General features: G+C 53.5%; 14 protein-coding genes and 1 pseudogene. 11 read left to right on the top strand and 4 right to left on the bottom strand.

Annotation, left to right across the window (positions count from 1 at the left end):
* Positions 1–798 carry a metal-dependent hydrolase gene (locus ACLJRS_RS02020; RefSeq protein WP_000480277.1) on the top strand — a complete coding sequence of 266 codons (798 nt, stop codon included), beginning with the start codon at positions 1–3 and terminating at the stop codon, positions 796–798.
* A gap of 294 nt (positions 799–1,092) precedes the next feature.
* Positions 1,093–2,526 carry a PTS glucose transporter subunit IIBC gene (gene ptsG / locus ACLJRS_RS02025; RefSeq protein ID WP_000475708.1) on the top strand — a complete coding sequence of 478 codons (1,434 nt, stop codon included), beginning with the start codon at positions 1,093–1,095 and terminating at the stop codon, positions 2,524–2,526.
* 84 nt (positions 2,527–2,610) lie between these two features.
* Here ptsG and fhuE read toward each other — a convergent pair.
* A pseudogene (gene fhuE / locus ACLJRS_RS02030) lies at positions 2,611–4,785 on the bottom strand (ferric-rhodotorulic acid/ferric-coprogen receptor FhuE).
* A 341-nt stretch (positions 4,786–5,126) separates the two neighbouring features.
* Between fhuE and hinT the strand changes: the two are divergent.
* The 8 genes from hinT (at position 5,127) to ACLJRS_RS02070 (ending at position 11,198) form a co-directional block, all read left to right on the top strand.
* Entirely contained in the window at positions 5,127–5,486 is a 360-nt protein-coding gene (gene hinT / locus ACLJRS_RS02035) for a purine nucleoside phosphoramidase (RefSeq protein ID WP_001532068.1), read from the top strand.
* Positions 5,487–5,488: 2 nt separating this feature from the next.
* Entirely contained in the window at positions 5,489–5,863 is a 375-nt protein-coding gene (locus ACLJRS_RS02040) for a YcfL family protein (RefSeq protein ID WP_000589563.1), read from the top strand.
* A 13-nt stretch (positions 5,864–5,876) separates the two neighbouring features.
* The gene (lpoB, locus tag ACLJRS_RS02045; RefSeq protein ID WP_000164359.1) at positions 5,877–6,515 is read left to right on the top strand and encodes a penicillin-binding protein activator LpoB; all 639 of its coding nucleotides are present in this window, start codon (positions 5,877–5,879) and stop codon (positions 6,513–6,515) included.
* Positions 6,496–7,320: a thiamine kinase gene (thiK, locus tag ACLJRS_RS02050; protein ID WP_001257335.1), complete on the top strand. Its 825-nt coding sequence runs from the start codon at positions 6,496–6,498 to the stop codon at positions 7,318–7,320. The genes lpoB and thiK overlap by 20 nt, the downstream gene beginning before the upstream one ends.
* Before the next feature lie 10 nt (positions 7,321–7,330).
* Positions 7,331–8,356 carry a beta-N-acetylhexosaminidase gene (gene nagZ / locus ACLJRS_RS02055; RefSeq protein WP_000529339.1) on the top strand — a complete coding sequence of 342 codons (1,026 nt, stop codon included), beginning with the start codon at positions 7,331–7,333 and terminating at the stop codon, positions 8,354–8,356.
* 24 nt (positions 8,357–8,380) lie between these two features.
* On the top strand, positions 8,381–8,923 hold the full coding sequence (gene ycfP / locus ACLJRS_RS02060) for an alpha/beta hydrolase YcfP (protein WP_000587945.1): 543 nt from the start codon (positions 8,381–8,383) through the stop codon (positions 8,921–8,923).
* A 254-nt stretch (positions 8,924–9,177) separates the two neighbouring features.
* Positions 9,178–10,482: an NADH-quinone dehydrogenase gene (gene ndh / locus ACLJRS_RS02065; RefSeq protein WP_000211053.1), complete on the top strand. Its 1,305-nt coding sequence runs from the start codon at positions 9,178–9,180 to the stop codon at positions 10,480–10,482.
* 176 nt (positions 10,483–10,658) lie between these two features.
* Positions 10,659–11,198, top strand: coding sequence for a glycine zipper 2TM domain-containing protein (locus ACLJRS_RS02070; RefSeq protein WP_001043449.1), 540 nt, complete (start codon positions 10,659–10,661; stop codon positions 11,196–11,198).
* Between the two features lie 73 nt (positions 11,199–11,271).
* Here ACLJRS_RS02070 and comR read toward each other — a convergent pair whose 3' ends face one another.
* On the bottom strand, positions 11,272–11,907 hold the full coding sequence (comR, locus tag ACLJRS_RS02075; protein WP_000205986.1) for a TetR family copper-responsive transcriptional repressor ComR: 636 nt from the start codon (positions 11,905–11,907) through the stop codon (positions 11,272–11,274).
* A 241-nt stretch (positions 11,908–12,148) separates the two neighbouring features.
* On the opposite strand from comR, the gene bhsA reads away from it, so the two are divergent.
* Positions 12,149–12,406, top strand: coding sequence for a multiple stress resistance protein BhsA (gene bhsA, locus ACLJRS_RS02080; RefSeq protein WP_000800159.1), 258 nt, complete (start codon positions 12,149–12,151; stop codon positions 12,404–12,406).
* Positions 12,407–12,502: 96 nt separating this feature from the next.
* On the opposite strand, the gene ACLJRS_RS02085 is transcribed toward bhsA, so the two are convergent.
* Positions 12,503–13,468, bottom strand: a complete 966-nt coding sequence (locus ACLJRS_RS02085) for a L,D-transpeptidase family protein (protein WP_000482969.1) — start codon at positions 13,466–13,468, stop codon at positions 12,503–12,505.
* A gap of 147 nt (positions 13,469–13,615) precedes the next feature.
* Positions 13,616–17,062 carry a transcription-repair coupling factor gene (gene mfd, locus ACLJRS_RS02090; RefSeq protein ID WP_001114323.1) on the bottom strand — a complete coding sequence of 1,149 codons (3,447 nt, stop codon included), beginning with the start codon at positions 17,060–17,062 and terminating at the stop codon, positions 13,616–13,618.
* Positions 17,063–17,332 lie beyond the last annotated feature (270 nt).

Genomic DNA, 17,332 nt, shown 5'->3' on the forward strand with positions numbered 1-17,332 from the left:
ATGTTTTTAGTCGACTCACACTGCCATCTTGATGGTCTGGATTATCAATCTTTGCATAAGGACGTGGACGATGTGCTGGCGAAAGCCGCCGCGCGCGATGTGAAGTTCTGTTTAGCGGTGGCGACGACGCTGCCGGGGTATCGCCATATGCGCAAGCTGGTGGGCAAGCGCGATAATGTGGTCTTTTCCTGCGGCGTGCATCCGTTAAATCAGGATGAAGCATATGACGTAGAAGAACTGCGCCTCCTTGCTGCAGAAGACGATGTGGTGGCGATGGGCGAGACCGGGCTTGATTACTTTTACACGCCTGAGACCAAAATCCGCCAGCAGGCGTCTTTTATTCATCATATCCAGATTGGCCGCGAATTGCATAAACCGGTGATTGTCCATACTCGCGACGCGCGTGCCGATACGCTGGCTATCCTGCGCGAAGAAAAAGTGACGGATTGCGGCGGCGTACTACACTGTTTTACAGAAGACAGAGAAACGGCCGGCAAATTGCTGGATCTGGGGTTTTATATCTCTTTTTCCGGCATCGTAACGTTCCGTAACGCTGAACAGTTGCGTGATGCGGCGCGCTATGTGCCGCTGGATCGGTTATTAGTCGAGACCGATTCTCCTTATCTGGCGCCGGTGCCGCATCGCGGTAAAGAGAACCAGCCTGCGATGGTACGCGACGTCGCAGAATATATGGCGGTATTGAAAGGGGTTGCCGTTGAAGAACTGGCGCAGATCACCACCGATAACTTTGCTCGCCTGTTCCATATTGACGCGTCTCGCCTGTCATCAATCCGTTAAACGAGTTTTTTTAAAGCTCGTAATTAATAAGCAAAGCGCGTAAAGTTCACCGCCACAAAAGGGGCGGTGAACGAGCTTCTGGAAACATTCGGAAACTCATTTTGGCAGAATGTGATACTTTTTAGGCTATCTGGCGCTGAAACGTGATAGCCGTCAAACAAAATCAGACGTATTTATTTTACTCTGTGTAATAAATAAAAGGGCACTTAGATGTCCTGTCCACGGCGGGGTTCTCCCCCCTCGCCAATGCGTGAGAACGTAGAAAAGCACAAATACTCAGGAGCACTCTCAATTATGTTTAAGAATGCATTTGCTAACCTGCAAAAGGTCGGTAAATCGCTGATGCTGCCGGTATCCGTACTCCCTATCGCAGGTATCCTGCTGGGTGTCGGTTCCGCTAACTTCAGCTGGCTGCCAGCCGTTGTATCGCACGTTATGGCAGAAGCGGGCGGATCTGTTTTTGCCAATATGCCGCTGATTTTCGCTATCGGCGTGGCGTTGGGCTTCACCAACAACGACGGCGTTTCGGCTCTGGCGGCGGTAGTAGCGTATGGCATCATGGTGAAAACCATGGCTGTGGTTGCGCCGCTGGTTCTGCATTTACCTGCTGAAGAGATCGCCGCTAAACACCTTGCTGATACGGGTGTTCTCGGGGGGATTATCTCCGGTGCGATCGCAGCGTATATGTTTAACCGCTTCTACCGCATCAAACTGCCTGAGTATCTGGGCTTCTTTGCGGGCAAACGCTTCGTGCCGATCATTTCGGGTCTGGCCGCTATTTTTACCGGTGTGGTGCTGTCTTTCGTATGGCCGCCAGTCGGTACGGCTATCCAGGCGTTCTCGCAGTGGGCGGCTTATCAGAACCCGGTTGTCGCGTTTGGTATTTACGGTTTTATCGAGCGTTGCCTGGTGCCGTTTGGTCTGCATCATATCTGGAACGTTCCTTTCCAGATGCAGATCGGCGAATACACCAACGCCGCGGGTCAGGTATTCCACGGCGACATTCCGCGCTATATGGCGGGCGACCCGACGGCGGGTATGTTGTCTGGCGGCTTCCTGTTCAAAATGTACGGTCTGCCGGCTGCGGCCATTGCTATCTGGCACTCTGCTAAACCGGAAAACCGCGCAAAAGTGGGCGGTATCATGATTTCCGCCGCGCTGACCTCGTTTTTGACGGGTATTACCGAGCCTATCGAGTTCTCCTTCATGTTCGTGGCGCCGATCCTGTACATTATTCACGCGATTCTGGCAGGTCTGGCATTCCCGATCTGTATCCTGCTGGGGATGCGTGACGGTACGTCGTTCTCCCACGGTCTGATCGACTTTATCGTGCTGTCCGGTAACAGCAGCAAATTGTGGCTGTTCCCGATTGTTGGTGCCGGTTATGCGATTGTGTACTACACCGTGTTCCGCGTGTTGATCAAAGCGCTGGATCTGAAAACGCCGGGTCGTGAAGACACTACTGATGACGCAAAAGCGGGCGCGACCAGCGAAATGGCGCCGGCTTTGGTTGCGGCGTTTGGCGGTAAAGAGAACATCACTAACCTGGATGCCTGTATCACGCGTCTGCGCGTGAGCGTAGCCGATGTAGCGAAAGTGGATCAGGCTGGCCTGAAGAAACTGGGCGCGGCAGGCGTTGTCGTCGCGGGTTCCGGCGTTCAGGCTATTTTCGGTACGAAATCCGATAACCTGAAAACGGAAATGGATGAGTACATCCGTAACAGCTAAGCAGTAATGATGTTGGGGAGAATTAAGGCAGCCATTCGGCTGCCTTTTTTAATGGCGCTTTACATGCCGCTCTCCGACAGTCTGTCAGAACTGATAATTGGCGGTGAGGCTGACGTTACGCGGCGCGCCGTAAACAATGGAACCATCAATATTGGTGTCGTAGGTTTTATCGAACAGGTTGTTGATGTTTCCCTGTACGGAGAAATTTTTCGTCACCTGATAGCGGGTAAACAGATCGACCAGCGCATAGCTGCCCTGTTCGGCGCGGAAAGTGCCGTACGGCGTCGTGGTATCTTTGTAAACCCGATTCTGCCAGTTCACGCCGCCGCCGACCGTCAGCTCCGGTATCGCCGGCAGACGATAGCGGGTGAATAACTTCACGCTGGTGCGCGGAAGATTAGGGTTCACGGCGTTACCTTCATTGTCCTCGGCAACATACCGGGTAGCCCCGAAAGTCATCTGCCAGTTATCGGTAATTGCGCCGTTCACTTCAAATTCGACGCCTTTGCTCACCGTTCCGTCAGTAGACTTCCAGGCAAACTCCCCATTACTGCCAGGGATGGGAATAGTGGTTGCCTGAGCGACGTTATTCTGCTCAATGCGGAACACGGACAACGTGGTGGTGAGGCGACTGTTCATCCAGTCGGACTTCAGACCCGCTTCATAGTTATTACCGGTAATCGGAGCCAGATATTGACCCGCTTTGTCGCGTTTATTCTGCGGCTGAAAGATAGAGGTATAACTGGCATAAGCGGACCAGTTGTCGTTGATATCATAAATCAGCCCGGCATACGGCGTGGTATGGTTTTTCTCCATGCTGTAGGTCAGTGTATCAACACGCCAGTTGGTATAACGAGCGCCGAGAATCAGATGCAGCGGGTCGGCCAGCGAAATGCGCGTAGCGGCATACAGCGATTTCATATGCGTGGTATCGTCCTGCGCCAGATTTTGTGGCGCCCAGTGGGTTTGGGGGAAATTACCGTTAAAGGCGCTGAAGTTGCCAATGTCGTCCGGAAAGACGTTCGCCCAGGCGCTAAAATAGCGGTTATTCTGTTTACTATAACTGCCGCCAAACATCATATTGTGCTGACGGCCAAACAGCTCATAAGCGCCATCGGCAAAGAGATCTATGGCATCTACTTTGCGCTTGCCGCTGTTCCAGCCCGTACCGCCGACCACGGGGTAGCTTGCGCCATAAGGACTCACCAGCGTACCTGTCTCTTTATCCACTAACGCATCGATATACATCATTTTACTGTCGAATTTGACCTCAGTATGGGTCGCATTCAGGGTCGCCTGCCAGCTTTCGGCAAAACGCTGCTTAAGCGTGACGAAGAATTTATTTATCTCTTTATTGTTATAAGCCCAGTCCGGGGCGGTACTACGCGCGCGGTCATAGCTATTTTTGCTGCCATCGGTGTTCCAGCGCGGCAGACCGCCCCAGGTCGGGCTGTTGACATCAATTTTTTGATATTCATAACCGGCTGAAAGGCTGGTAGTTGCCCCCAGATCGGCATCGATAATTCCGGAAAAGAACGCTTTCTCACTGTTATAGCGGTCCAGCCAGGAATCATTATTCTGATAACCCGCCACGATGCGCCCACGGACATTACCGTCTGCGGTGAGCGGACTTTGCAGATCCATGACGTAACGCTGCTTATTCCAGCTACCGTATTCTGTGGAGACGTTACCTTTGAACTCCCGACTGGTGGCGTGTTTACGGATCATATTAATTGAGGCAGAAGGATTGCCGGTTCCGGTCATCAGCCCATTCGCGCCGCGAACCACCTCCACGCGCTCATACAGCGCGGTATCCGTTAGCGCATCGCCCAGATTCCAGCGGGACTCAAAATACGTTGGAATACCGTCAACCATATAGTTGTCAATTTCAAACCCGCGCGAGTAATAGCTGATGCGATCGGAGTCAGCCTGGCTTCCGCTGATCCCCAGCGTATTGGTCATCACCTCGCCCAGGGTTTGCAACTGCTGGTCTTCCATACGCTGTTGGCTGACAATACTGACCGACTGCGGGATATCGCGCTGAGTCATCGGCATTTTGGTGCCCGCTGCGGTCGTTTTCACGCTGTAATCCTGTTCTTCACGGTTTACGGCGTCAGCGGTCGTCGCGCCTTCGACAATAACGGTATCCTAAGCCGCGAAGGCGGCAGGCATAAATGCCATCGCCATACCCATAGCTAACAGCGACGGTGCGGCGGTGGACGGAAGGTGTTTGTCCCGGCGGTATTGAATGAAAGACATCTGAAAATCCTTGCTTGTTATTGGGGTAAGTTCAGGACGTATGACGTTGAACCTTTTCATTCTTTGCTAGTTAATGCGCATAAAAATGCAAATGAGAAATATACGCATTTGTATTAAATGTGTAAAACGGTATAAACAGGGAAACTAGAAATATTTTTTAAGCGTACAAAGGCGTCATGGCAGGGGGATATGGCGGTAAGTCCAGCATGTAGTCATTTTTCGCTTAATAAATCGTGGGTTAAAGTTGAAAGAGCGTCGGTAACTCGCTCATACTCTATACTCGCAGTATGGCTCGGCGTAGCATGTGCGCTGCAAGGGCTATTATGAAAAAGGAAAACGTCGTGGCAGAAGAAACTATATTCAGCAAAATTATTCGTCGTGAAATCCCTTCGGATATCGTTTATCAGGATGAGCTGGTCACCGCCTTTCGTGATATTTCACCGCAGGCGCCGACGCATATCTTGATTATTCCCAATATCCTGATCCCAACCGTCAATGACGTGACGGCGGAACATGAACAGGCGTTAGGTCGGATGATCACCGTGGCGGCGAAAATCGCCGAACAGGAAGGCATTGCCGAAGATGGGTATCGTTTAATCATGAATACCAACCGTCATGGGGGCCAGGAGGTTTATCATATCCATATGCACCTACTGGGCGGCCGCCCGCTAGGCCCGATGCTGGCGCATAAAGGCTTGTAAGTATGATCAAAGGATGCATCGCGGTTTCTCTGGGCTTGCTGCTGCTTACCGGCTGCCGGTCACACCCTGAAATTCCGGTAAGCGACGCGCAGTCGCTGGTGATGGAGTCCACGGTTCTGGCGGCGGGCGTCACCGCAGAGCCGCCTGAACTGACGGCGTCTGATATCCAGCCATCAGCCTCTTCCCGCGTCTATAACGAAAGGCAAGAGCCCATAACCGTTCATTATCGGTTTTACTGGTATGACGCGCGGGGGCTGGAGATGCATCCGCTGGAGGCGCCGCGTAGCGTAACCATACCCGCGCGTTCGTCGGTAACGCTATTTGGCAGCGCCAATTATCTGGGGGCGCATAAGGTCAGGCTTTATCTTTATTTGTGAGGAGTGAATTTTGATGACAAAAATGCATCGCTACGCCGCCATCGCTGCGCTGGCGATATTTCTCTCCGGGTGTATGGCGCAACGTCAACCTGCGCCAGTTGAAGAGGTAAAACCAGCGCCAGAACAACCCGCGCAGCCGCCGCAGCCTCCTGTTGTGCCGTCTGTGCCAACGATTCCACAGCAACCGGGGCCGATCGAACATGAAGATCAAACGGGCCAGCCAGCGCCTAAGGTGCGCCACTATGACTGGAACGGCGCGATGCAACCGCTGGTCAGCAAAATGTTGCAGGCTGATGGCGTGACGGCCGGAAGCGTATTGCTTGTCGACAGCGTGAATAACCGGACGAATGGGTCGTTAAATGCGAACGAGGCAACGGAAACGTTACGTAATGCGCTGGCGAACAACGGTAAATTTACGCTGGTGTCCGTACAGCAACTCTCGATGGCAAAACAGCAGTTAGGATTGTCTCCGCAGGATAGTCTGGGAACGCGCAGTAAAGCTATTGGCATTGCGCGCAATGTCGGGGCGCAATATGTACTTTACTCCAGCGCATCCGGTAACGTTAACGCGCCTGCATTACAGATGCAGTTAATGCTGGTGCAAACTGGCGAGATAATCTGGTCAGGTAAAGGTGCGGTCCAACAACAATAATCCCTTAACGCGCGACGAGATCCTGTCGCGCTATTTTCCCCAGTATCGTCCCGCCGTCGCCGCATCGCAGGGGCTAAGCGGCGGGAGCTGTATTATTGCCCACGATACTCACCGTGTCGTGCTGCGCCGTCATCACGACCCCGACGCTCCACCAGCCCATTTTTTACGTCATTACCGCGCCTTATCCCAATTGCCGGCCAGTCTGGCGCCGCGAGCGCTTTTTTATACGCCGGGCTGGATGGCGGTAGAATATCTGCATGGTGTGGTAAATTCCGCTCTGCCAGATGCCGACGAACTGGCGGCCTTACTGTATCATTTGCATCAACAGCCGCGTTTTGGCTGGCGTATCGCGCTATCGCCACTATTGGCGCAGTACTGGTCGTGTTGCGATCCGGCAAGGCGTACGCCGTTTTGGTTGCGGCGGCTCAAACAGTTGCAAAAAAACGGTGAACCTCGCCCGCTGCGGCTCGCGCCTTTGCATATGGATGTCCATGGCGACAATATAGTATTAACGACCGCTGGGTTGAGACTGATTGACTGGGAGTATGCCGGCGACGGCGATATTGCGTTGGAGCTGGCGGCAGTATGGGTTGAGGATGAACGCCAGCACCGACAACTGGCAGACGCTTATGCCGCGCGCGCGCGAATCGACGCCCGGCAGCTATGGCGACAGATACGATTATGGCACCCTTGGGTCATTATGCTAAAAGCAGGGTGGTTCGAATACCGCTGGCGACAAACCGGCGAGCAACAATTTATCAGGCTGGCCGATGAAACCTGGCGCCAGCTACGTATGAAAGGATAAGGAGAGCAGTGTGGGCCCAGTAATGTTGAATGTCGAAGGATGTGAGCTGGATGCGGAGGAGCGCGAGATACTGGCGCATCCGCTGGTTGGCGGGCTTATTCTGTTCACGCGTAATTACCATGACCCGGAACAGCTGCGCGAATTAGTGCGCCAGATTCGGGCGGCATCGCGTAACCATCTGGTGGTGGCCGTCGATCAGGAAGGCGGGCGCGTACAGCGTTTCCGTGAAGGGTTTACCCGCCTGCCCGCGGCGCAATCTTTTTTTGCGCTGCATGGGCTGGAAGAGGGGGGGCGACTGGCGCAGGAGGCAGGGTGGCTGATGGCCAGCGAAATGATCGCGATGGATATTGATATCAGTTTTGCGCCAGTGCTGGATGTCGGGCATATCAGCGCGGCAATTGGCGAGCGTTCTTATCATGCCGATCCCGCAAAAGCGTTGGCAATGGCAACACGCTTTATTGACGGTATGCATGACGCCGGGATGAAAACGACCGGTAAGCATTTCCCCGGCCACGGCGCGGTCACGGCGGACTCCCACAAAGAGACGCCGTGCGATCCACGTCCTGAAACGGACATCCGTGGCAAAGATATGTCGGTGTTCCGCGCGCTGATTAGTGAGAATAAACTGGATGCGATTATGCCTGCCCACGTAATCTACCGCGCTATCGATCCACGCCCGGCAAGCGGTTCGCCGTACTGGCTGAAAACGGTGCTGCGTCAGGAGTTAGGCTTTGACGGCGTCATTTTCTCCGACGATCTGTCGATGGAGGGCGCGGCGATTATGGGCAGCTATGCTGAGCGCGCTCAGGCGTCGCTGGATGCGGGTTGCGATATGATTCTGGTCTGCAATAATCGTAAAGGCGCAGTCAGCGTGCTGGATAATCTGTCGCCGATCAAAGCAGAGCGTGTTACACGTTTGTATCATAAAGGTTCATTTTCACGCCGGGAGCTCATGGACTCAGCACGCTGGAAAACAGCCAGCGCCCAGCTCAACCAGTTACATGAACGCTGGCAGGAAGAAAAAGCAGGTCATTAACTCGAGTTTTCGTGAGGGTGCCAGATGATTATTTATTTACACGGTTTTGATTCAAATAGTCCGGGCAACCATGAAAAAGTGTTGCAATTACAGTTTATCGACCCGGATGTTCGGCTGGTAAGCTACAGTACGCGGCATCCTAAGCACGATATGCAGCATCTGCTGAAAGAAGTGGACAAAATGTTGCAGTTGAATGTGGACGAGCGCCCTTTAATCTGTGGCGTGGGGCTGGGCGGTTACTGGGCGGAGCGGATTGGCTTTTTGTGCGATATCCGTCAGGTGGTTTTTAACCCGAACCTGTTCCCCTATGAAAACATGGAGGGGAAAATCGATCGCCCGGAAGAATATGCGGACATCGCTACAAAGTGCGTGACCAACTTTCGCGAAAAAAATCGCGATCGTTGTCTGGTGATCCTCTCGCGTCATGACGAAGCGCTGGACAGCCAACGCTCAGCGCAAGCGCTTCACCCGTATTATGAAATTGTGTGGGATGAGGAACAGACTCACAAATTCAAAAATATTTCGCCGCACTTGCAACGTATCAAAGCGTTTAAAACGCTGGGATAACGCCATCCGGCAATATGGCGTTATCAGTGACCGGATAACCAGCCTTGCGGCTGGTTTTTTTATGCTCAATTCTCGCAAACTGTCTATCTTTTCAGCATGAAAACTTGATGCACATCAATTTTGGTATGACCAATGCACCGTTCATGCTATTCTCATATCAGAAGCTTATTCTCATTAACGTAACTTGTTGTTAATTAAAGGCTATACTAATAACTTTTAATTAACAATTGGTTAATAAATTTAAGGGGGTCACGTTGACTACACCATTAAAAAAGATCGTGATTGTCGGCGGCGGCGCTGGCGGGCTGGAAATGGCGACGCAGTTAGGCCATAAACTGGGGCGCAAGAAAAAAGCGAAAATCACGCTGGTAGACAGAAATCACAGCCATCTGTGGAAACCATTGCTGCACGAAGTGGCGACTGGCTCTCTGGACGAAGGCGTGGATGCGCTGAGCTATCTGGCTCATGCGCGTAATCATGGTTTCCAGTTCCAGCTGGGGTCGGTGATGGATATCGATCGCGAAGCGAAAACCATCACTATTGCCGAGTTGCGTGATGAAAAGGGCGAACTGCTGGTGCCGGAGCGCAAAATCGCGTATGACACGCTGGTGATGGCGCTGGGCAGCACCTCTAATGATTTCAACACGCCGGGCGTGAAAGAGCACTGTATCTTCCTCGATAACCCGCATCAGGCGCGCCGTTTTCACCAGGAGATGCTGAACCTGTTCCTCAAGTATTCGGCTAATCTGGGCGCGAACGGTAAGGTCAATATCGCCATCGTTGGCGGTGGTGCGACGGGGGTTGAGCTGTCGGCTGAACTGCATAATGCGGTAAAACAGCTGCATAGCTATGGTTATAAGGGGCTGACCAACGACGCGCTGAACGTGACGTTGGTTGAGGCTGGCGAGCGTATTCTGCCTGCGTTGCCGCCGCGTATCTCCAGCGCCGCGCATAATGAACTGACCAAACTGGGCGTTCGCGTGCTGACGCAAACTATGGTCACCAGCGCCGACGAAGGCGGTCTGCATACGAAAGAAGGTGAATATATTCAGGCCGATCTGATGGTGTGGGCGGCGGGTATCAAAGCGCCAGATTTTATGAAAGAGATTGGTGGTCTGGAAACGAACCGCATTAACCAACTAGTGGTGGAACCGACGCTGCAAACCACGCGCGATCCTGATATTTATGCGATTGGCGACTGCGCTTCCTGCGCACGTCCGGAGGGAGGTTTTGTGCCGCCTCGCGCTCAGGCGGCGCATCAGATGGCTACCTGCGCGATGAATAACATTCTGGCGCAGATGAATGGCAAACCGCTGAAAGCTTACCAGTATAAAGATCATGGATCGCTGGTCTCTCTGTCCAACTTCTCTACCGTGGGTAGTCTGATGGGGAACCTGACCCGCGGTTCAATGATGATTGAAGGACGTATCGCCCGCTTCGTGTATATCTCGCTATACCGTATGCACCAGATAGCGCTGCATGGATACTTTAAAACCGGCCTGATGATGCTGGTGGGCAGTATTAACCGCGTCATTCGTCCGCGCCTGAAACTGCATTAATTTCTCTGCGCCTCACCGGCTGCTCGCCGGTGAGCGCTTCTCCATCACTTGCTTCGGAGTTGTCCGAATCCTTCAGCTTTACCGCCTCATCCCGCATTTTTCATCCTCATTCCGATTGGCTTTGTTCGCATACTGGTTGCAAAATTGTTACCAATAGCAACGAAGGAGGAACTCCCGTGAATAAATCAATGTTGGCGGGTATAGGGATTGGCGTAGCGGCTGCGCTGGGTGTGGCGGCAGTGGCCAGTCTCAACGTATTTGATCGTGGTCCGCAATATGCGCAGGTGATATCGGCTAAACCGATTAAAGAGACGGTAAAAACGCCGCGTCAGGAGTGCCGTAATGTCACGGTCACGCATCGCAGACCGGTTCAGGACGAAAACCGTATTGCCGGCTCGGTGCTTGGCGCAGTAGCAGGCGGCGTGATTGGACATCAATTTGGCGGCGGTCGTGGTAAAGATGTGGCGACGGTCGTCGGGGCGCTGGGCGGCGGTTATGCTGGCAATCAAATCCAGGGATCAATGCAGGAAAGTGATACTTACACTACCACTCAGCAACGCTGTAAGACGGTGTATGACAAATCTGAAAAGATGCTTGGCTACGACGTGACCTACAAAATTGGCGATCAGCAGGGCAAAATCCGCATGGATAAAGACCCCGGAACGCAAATTCCCCTCGACGGCAATGGCCAACTGGTTCTGAATAACAAAGCATAAAAAAGCTGTACTCTGCAAGTTAGCCCCTCATTCGCTCAGGCTGAGGGGCTTTTTTTATCCGAAGCCGCGTCGTTCAGGACTTGAGTAGTTCAGGCCAGATGCGCAGAGTCGTACGCGTAATTTGCATCAGTTGTTCGAAGGTGGCTCCTTCACGGGCGCTGATCGACATTCCCTGTAAAATACAGTTTATATATTCCGCGAGCGCCTGCGGGTTACAGTGCGCCGGAATTTCACCGCGCTCCTGACGTTGGCGCAGAAACTGGATGAGCGTCTGTTCCTGCATGGCGTGGCGTGATTTTACCGTGCGGGCGATATCGCGCGAGGAGGCGGCGAGGGTGGCGGACGTATTAATCATAAAGCAGCCAGCCGGCGTGTCTGTACTGGTAAAGCAGGCGGCAATTTCTGTGAAGTAATCTTCCAGCGCCGATTCCACGCTTTTCTCTTCACAAAAGAGCTGGGCTTCGTGCTTTGAGGCAAAGCGAGTGATGTAGCGATCCAGTACAGCGCGAAATAATCCTTCTTTATTAGTGAATTCCGCATAGAGAGTAGGCGCTTTCGCCCCGGTAGCCTCTACGAGATCGGCAAGCGAAGTTGCTTCATAGCCGTGCTGCCAGAAGAGAGTCATGGCCTTATCAAGCGCGGCTTCCCTGTCGAACACTTTTGGTCGGCCACGGCTTTTCTTCGCGCAACTCGTGGTATCCGTTGTCATGATGCCGTTGTACCTGTTTAAAGAGCGGTCTCTCTATTATAAAAACAAACCACTTCTGGCTCCAGAGTATTCATTAGAAAAATAAATCAATTCTATTCACATGAAAAATAACATCTTTATAAATTATATAACGATCATTATAAAAAGAGGTTGACGTGTGATGTAGATCACATCTATGATTAATTTATCGATCGTTAAGTTAATGCTTACGACACCCATTCATCTGCTAAAGGTCATCACTATGAAAAACGTAAAAACCCTCATCGCTGCTGCGGTACTGAGTTCGCTCTCATTCGCCAGCTTCGCCGCCGTTGAAGTTCAGGCAACGCCAGAAGGTCAACAGAAGTTCGGCACCATTTCCGCGAATGGCGGCACGAATCTGGGCTCGCTGGAAGATCAGCTGGCGCAAAAAGCGCAGGAGATGGGGGCGAAGTCTTTCCGTATTACCTCTGTTACCGGCCCGAATACCCTCCACGGTACGGCGGTAATCTATAAGTAAGCATTAACCCTCATTAATGCCGCTGCGATTGCCACAATAAAAAGAGAAAGCCTCGCGATGCATCGCGAGGCTTTTTTGTCGGTCAGCTATTCACGCTTACAGCGACTGCGGTTTCGCCTCTGATTGACGGGTTACATCCACCGGCATTCCGGAACGCACTTCCATAACATGTTCCATCACCGCAGCATCGGTCTGCGGCGCGTCCTTAAAGGCCTGCATCGGGCCATTCAGCACAATCGGCAGCACCTGTGGATCGTCGCCTATATTTTTAGACAGCGGCTGATGAACTTCCACCAGTCGCACGCCGCCTGGCTCCACCGAGGCTTTAATCGGCGTATTGATTATATTCACTTTGGTTCCCGGCGTGACCTGACGGAACAATGTCTCTATATCACCGTCGCGCAGACGGATACAGCCGGAACTGACGCGCATACCAATGCCAAAATCGGCATTCGTGCCATGTAACAGATAGACGCCGCCGTAGGCCGCTAAACGAATCGCGTGATGCCCCATTGGGTTATCGGGACCGGCAGGCACCACGGCGGGGAGATCGATGCCTTGCGCTTTATAACGGGCGCGAATATTGGCGGTCGGCGTCCAGGTTGGATTGGCGCGTTTATCCGAAATGGTCGTCACCATCGTTGGCGTCAGGGTATCGCCGCCCAGTTGGCCAATCCCGATAGGGTAGACCGTGACCGTATTTTTCCCCGGTTGATAATAGTAAAGCCGTAATTCCGCGAGGTTAATGACGATACCTTCACGTGGCGCGTCCGGTAGCAGCGTTTGCAGCGGAATCGTCAGCACGCTGCCTGCGCGTGGCACGTAAGGATCAATGCCAGGGTTGGCCTGTAACAGGGCTAAAAAGCCCACGTTATATTTTTTGGCGATCGCCTCCAGCGAGCCGCCGTCGTCTTCAACGACATGGAATTTATTTTCTCCCACCAGTCGACTGCCGGGGGGCGGAAGAGGCCACGTATTCGCCTGCGCGGGAAGGGCAAGCATGATGGTCGCGGTAAGCGCAAGCAACGCCCACCAGCGAGAGAGTCGCGTATTGTTGAACATTATAATAAACCCATGATTATTATGTGGTTATTTTTATAAAAGAGGAAATAAGAATTATGGCGGTTGGCTGTGTCTGGAACTGCAGGGAAGTGCAAAGAATTTGTAAAGATTAGGCCGGACGCAGAGTAATGACGCCCGGCCTGACGCTTATGCAATAGCGTTTTCTTCCAGTTGCTGCATGAACTGGCGTACCCAGTCTATACGCGTTTTACGTTCGCTTAAATCCTGAATAAACTTGAGGCGCGTCGGGCCATCCAGACGGAAATGCTGCGGCTGTTTTTGCAGCAACCCGATAAGCCAGGCGGGGTCAACGTGGTTTTTCTCGGCGAACTCAATCGTTCCGCCTTTCTCGTTACCCTCCAGTTTTCGGATGCCGAGCTTTTGCGCCTGTTGGCGCAGGCGTGCGATATCCAGCAGATTACGCGCCGGATCGGGCAGCAGGCCGAAGCGGTCGATCAATTCCACTTTGATCTCTTCCAGCTCGTTTTCGTTCTTTGCGCTGGCAATGCGTTTATAGAATGACAGCCGGGTATTAACATCCGGAATAAAATCATCTGGCAGTAACGACGGCATTCGCAGCTCGACTTCCGTTTGCTGACTGGTGAGATCTTCCAGCGAGGGTTCGCGGCCTGCTTTCAGCGCATCAACGGCGTTTTCCAGCAGTTCCATGTAGAGTGAGAAGCCAATGGTTTCCATTGAGCCGCTTTGCTCTTCGCCAAGCAGTTCGCCCGCGCCGCGGATCTCCAGATCGTGGGTCGCCAGCGCAAACCCGGCGCCTAAATCCTCCAGCGACGCAATCGCCTCCAGCCGTTTTTGCGCATCGGTGGTCATGGCCTTAGGATGTGGCGTCAACAGCCAGGCGTAGGCCTGGTGGTGCGAGCGCCCAACGCGGCCACGCAGCTGGTGCAACTGCGCGAGGCCGAAATGATCCGCGCGTTCAATGATGATCGTGTTAGCGGTGGGAATGTCGATCCCCGTTTCGATAATGGTAGTACACACCAGCACGTTAAAACGTTGATGGTGGAAATCGTTCATGACCCGTTCTAGCTCACGTTCACGCATCTGCCCGTGGCCTATAGCGATTCGCGCTTCCGGCACCAGTTCCGCCAGCCGCTCTGCGGCTTTCTGAATATTTTCGACGTCATTGTACAAATAGTAAACCTGACCGCCGCGCAGGATTTCACGCAGAATCGCTTCCCTTACCACCAGGCTATCATACTCGCGGACAAAGGTTTTTACCGCCAGACGACGGGCAGGGGGGGTGGCGATAATAGAGAGATCGCGCATACCGCTCATCGCCATATTCAGCGTCCGCGGGATCGGCGTCGCCGTGAGCGTCAGAATATCGACATCGGCGCGCATCGCCTTAATTCGCTCTTTGTGGCGCACGCCGAAACGGTGCTCTTCATCGACAATCAGCAGGCCGAGGTCGCGTAGCTTCACATCGCTTTGTAGCAGTTTATGCGTACCGATCAGAATATCGATCTTACCCTCGGCGGCTTCCGCCAGGATTTGCGTCTGCTCTTTGGCGCTGCGAAAGCGGGACAGCATCTCAATGCGTACCGGCCAGTTGGCGAAACGGTCGCGGAAGTTGTCATAGTGTTGCTGCGCCAGCAGCGTGGTCGGCACCAGTACCGCTACCTGTTTATGGTTTTCCACCGCCAGGAACGCGGCGCGCATCGCCACTTCGGTTTTGCCGAAGCCGACGTCGCCGCACACCAGCCTGTCCATCGCCAGCGGTTGGCACATATCGCTCAATACGGCGTTAATCGCCTGTGCCTGATCGGGCGTCGTTTCAAACGGGAAGCTGTCGCAGAATAACTGATACTGCTCACGATCATGCTTAAAGGCAAACCCCTCTTTTGCCGCCCGTTGCGCATAAATATCCAACAGTTCCGCTGCGACATCGCGCACTTTTTCCGCCGCTTTCTGCCGGGCGCGCGACCAGGCGTCGCCACCCAGTTTATGCAGCGGCGCACTTTCTTCCGCGCCGCCGGCATAGCGGCTAATCAGATGCAATGAGGAAACCGGCACATACAGTTTGGCGTCATTGGCGTAGGTGAGCATCAGATACTCACCCTTGATGCCGCCAGCCTCCAGAGTGGTCATGCCGGCATAGCGTCCGACGCCGTGCTCCAGATGCACTACCGGTTGACCGACGTGGAGCTCCGCCAGGTTACGAATCAACGTATCCGGGTTGATCGTACGACGGGAATCCAGGCGGCGACGCGCGACCCGTTCACCCAGGAGATCGCTTTCGCAAATCAGCGCCAGATTGCGTTGGGTGTCGATAAAACCATGTTCTGCGGCGCCAATCATCAGATAGCGTCCCGCATCCTGCGCCTCGTCCAGGCGTAATATCCGCTTCGGCGCGATTTTTATGCGGGCCAGGAGCTCTCCCAGCGCTTCGCGGCGTCCTTCGCTTTCCACAGAAAAAATCACCGGACCGCTGAAAGATTCGAGGAACTTACGCAGCGCGTCCAGCGGCGCTTTCTGCTGCGCCTGGATAGCCAAATCCGGTAATTTCTGGAAACCGAGATTGGTATTGGCGGCTTTTTCCGGCAGGTGGTCGGTTTTAAGCTGGAGGCGAGGCCAGCGTTTAAGCTCGGAAAAGAGCTCATCCACCCGTAGCCAGAGGGCTTCCGGCGGCAAAAGCGGGCGCATAGGATCGACGCCACGATTTTCAAAACGCGCCAGCGTATCGGCCTGAAAGCGTTCGGCGCTGGTTTCCAGCGAGCCGGTATTCACCACCAGAGTATTGGCGGGGAAGTAGCTAAATAATGGCGGTAACGGTTCGCTGAAAAAGAGCGGCTGCCAGTATTCGATCCCGGCGGGGAGGGTGCCTTTGCTGACCTGCTGATAGATGTGCTCGGCGTCGCGTTTTACCTCAAAGGTATCGCGCCACTGGCTACGGAAAAGCTCAATAGCGGCTTTGTCGGTAGGAAATTCGTGCGCGGGCAACAAATTGATGGCCTCAACCTCCTCCAGCGTACGCTGGGTATCCGCGTCAAACAGACGCAGGCTGTCGATTTCATCATCAAAAAAGTCGAGGCGATAAGGCTGTTCGCTGCCCATCGGAAAGAGATCCAACAGCGCGCCGCGCGTCGCGTATTCGCCATGCTCCATCACCTGATCGACATGCCGATAACCGGCGCTGTCAAGCTGCGCGCGCAGAGCGTCGCGGGACAGCCGCTGGCCTTTTTTCATCACCAGCGCATGACCATGCAGATAGCTATGCGGACAAACGCGCTGCATCAGGGTGTTTACCGGTACAATCAAGACGCCGCGCTGCATCGACGGCAACTGGTAGAGCGTGGACAGACGCGAAGAGATAATTTCCTGATGCGGGGAGAAGCTGTCATACGGTAGCGTTTCCCAGTCCGCCAGGTTCATGACCATCTGATCGGTAAACTGGCGGATTTCATCATGCAATCGCAGAGCATTTTGCATGTCAGGCGCTATGAGTACCACCGGACCGGCATGGCGTTCAGCTATCTCCGCCACCAGCGTAGCGCAGGCGGCACCGGTAAGTTCGCCCAACTGGCGCTGATCGCCCGCTTTTGTCGGCAGCGTGTAACGTTGTTTTTCAGGCATAACGGTTGTCAGTATCTCTTTTTGTTTTACGCCGCACTCTACGCGTCACCCTTCAGGCTGCTTCATGGTTGGCTGCACGCCAGGACAGCATGAAGGACTCAGGTATTCAGGGGCATATGACTGATAAGCAATGTTCTTTATTATCCGCGATCGTTGTTTATTAGCAAATTGAATCCGCCGCATAACACGCCGAACAGGTAAAGTATGAACATGTAAGTGACTTGATTTGTCGGCCTTTTTCAGAATAACGCTGACGAACTCTTACGGTTC

Origin of the sequence: Salmonella sp. SAL00670, from assembly GCF_046552235.1 — a bacterium.
Classification (GTDB): domain Bacteria; phylum Pseudomonadota; class Gammaproteobacteria; order Enterobacterales; family Enterobacteriaceae; genus Salmonella; species Salmonella enterica.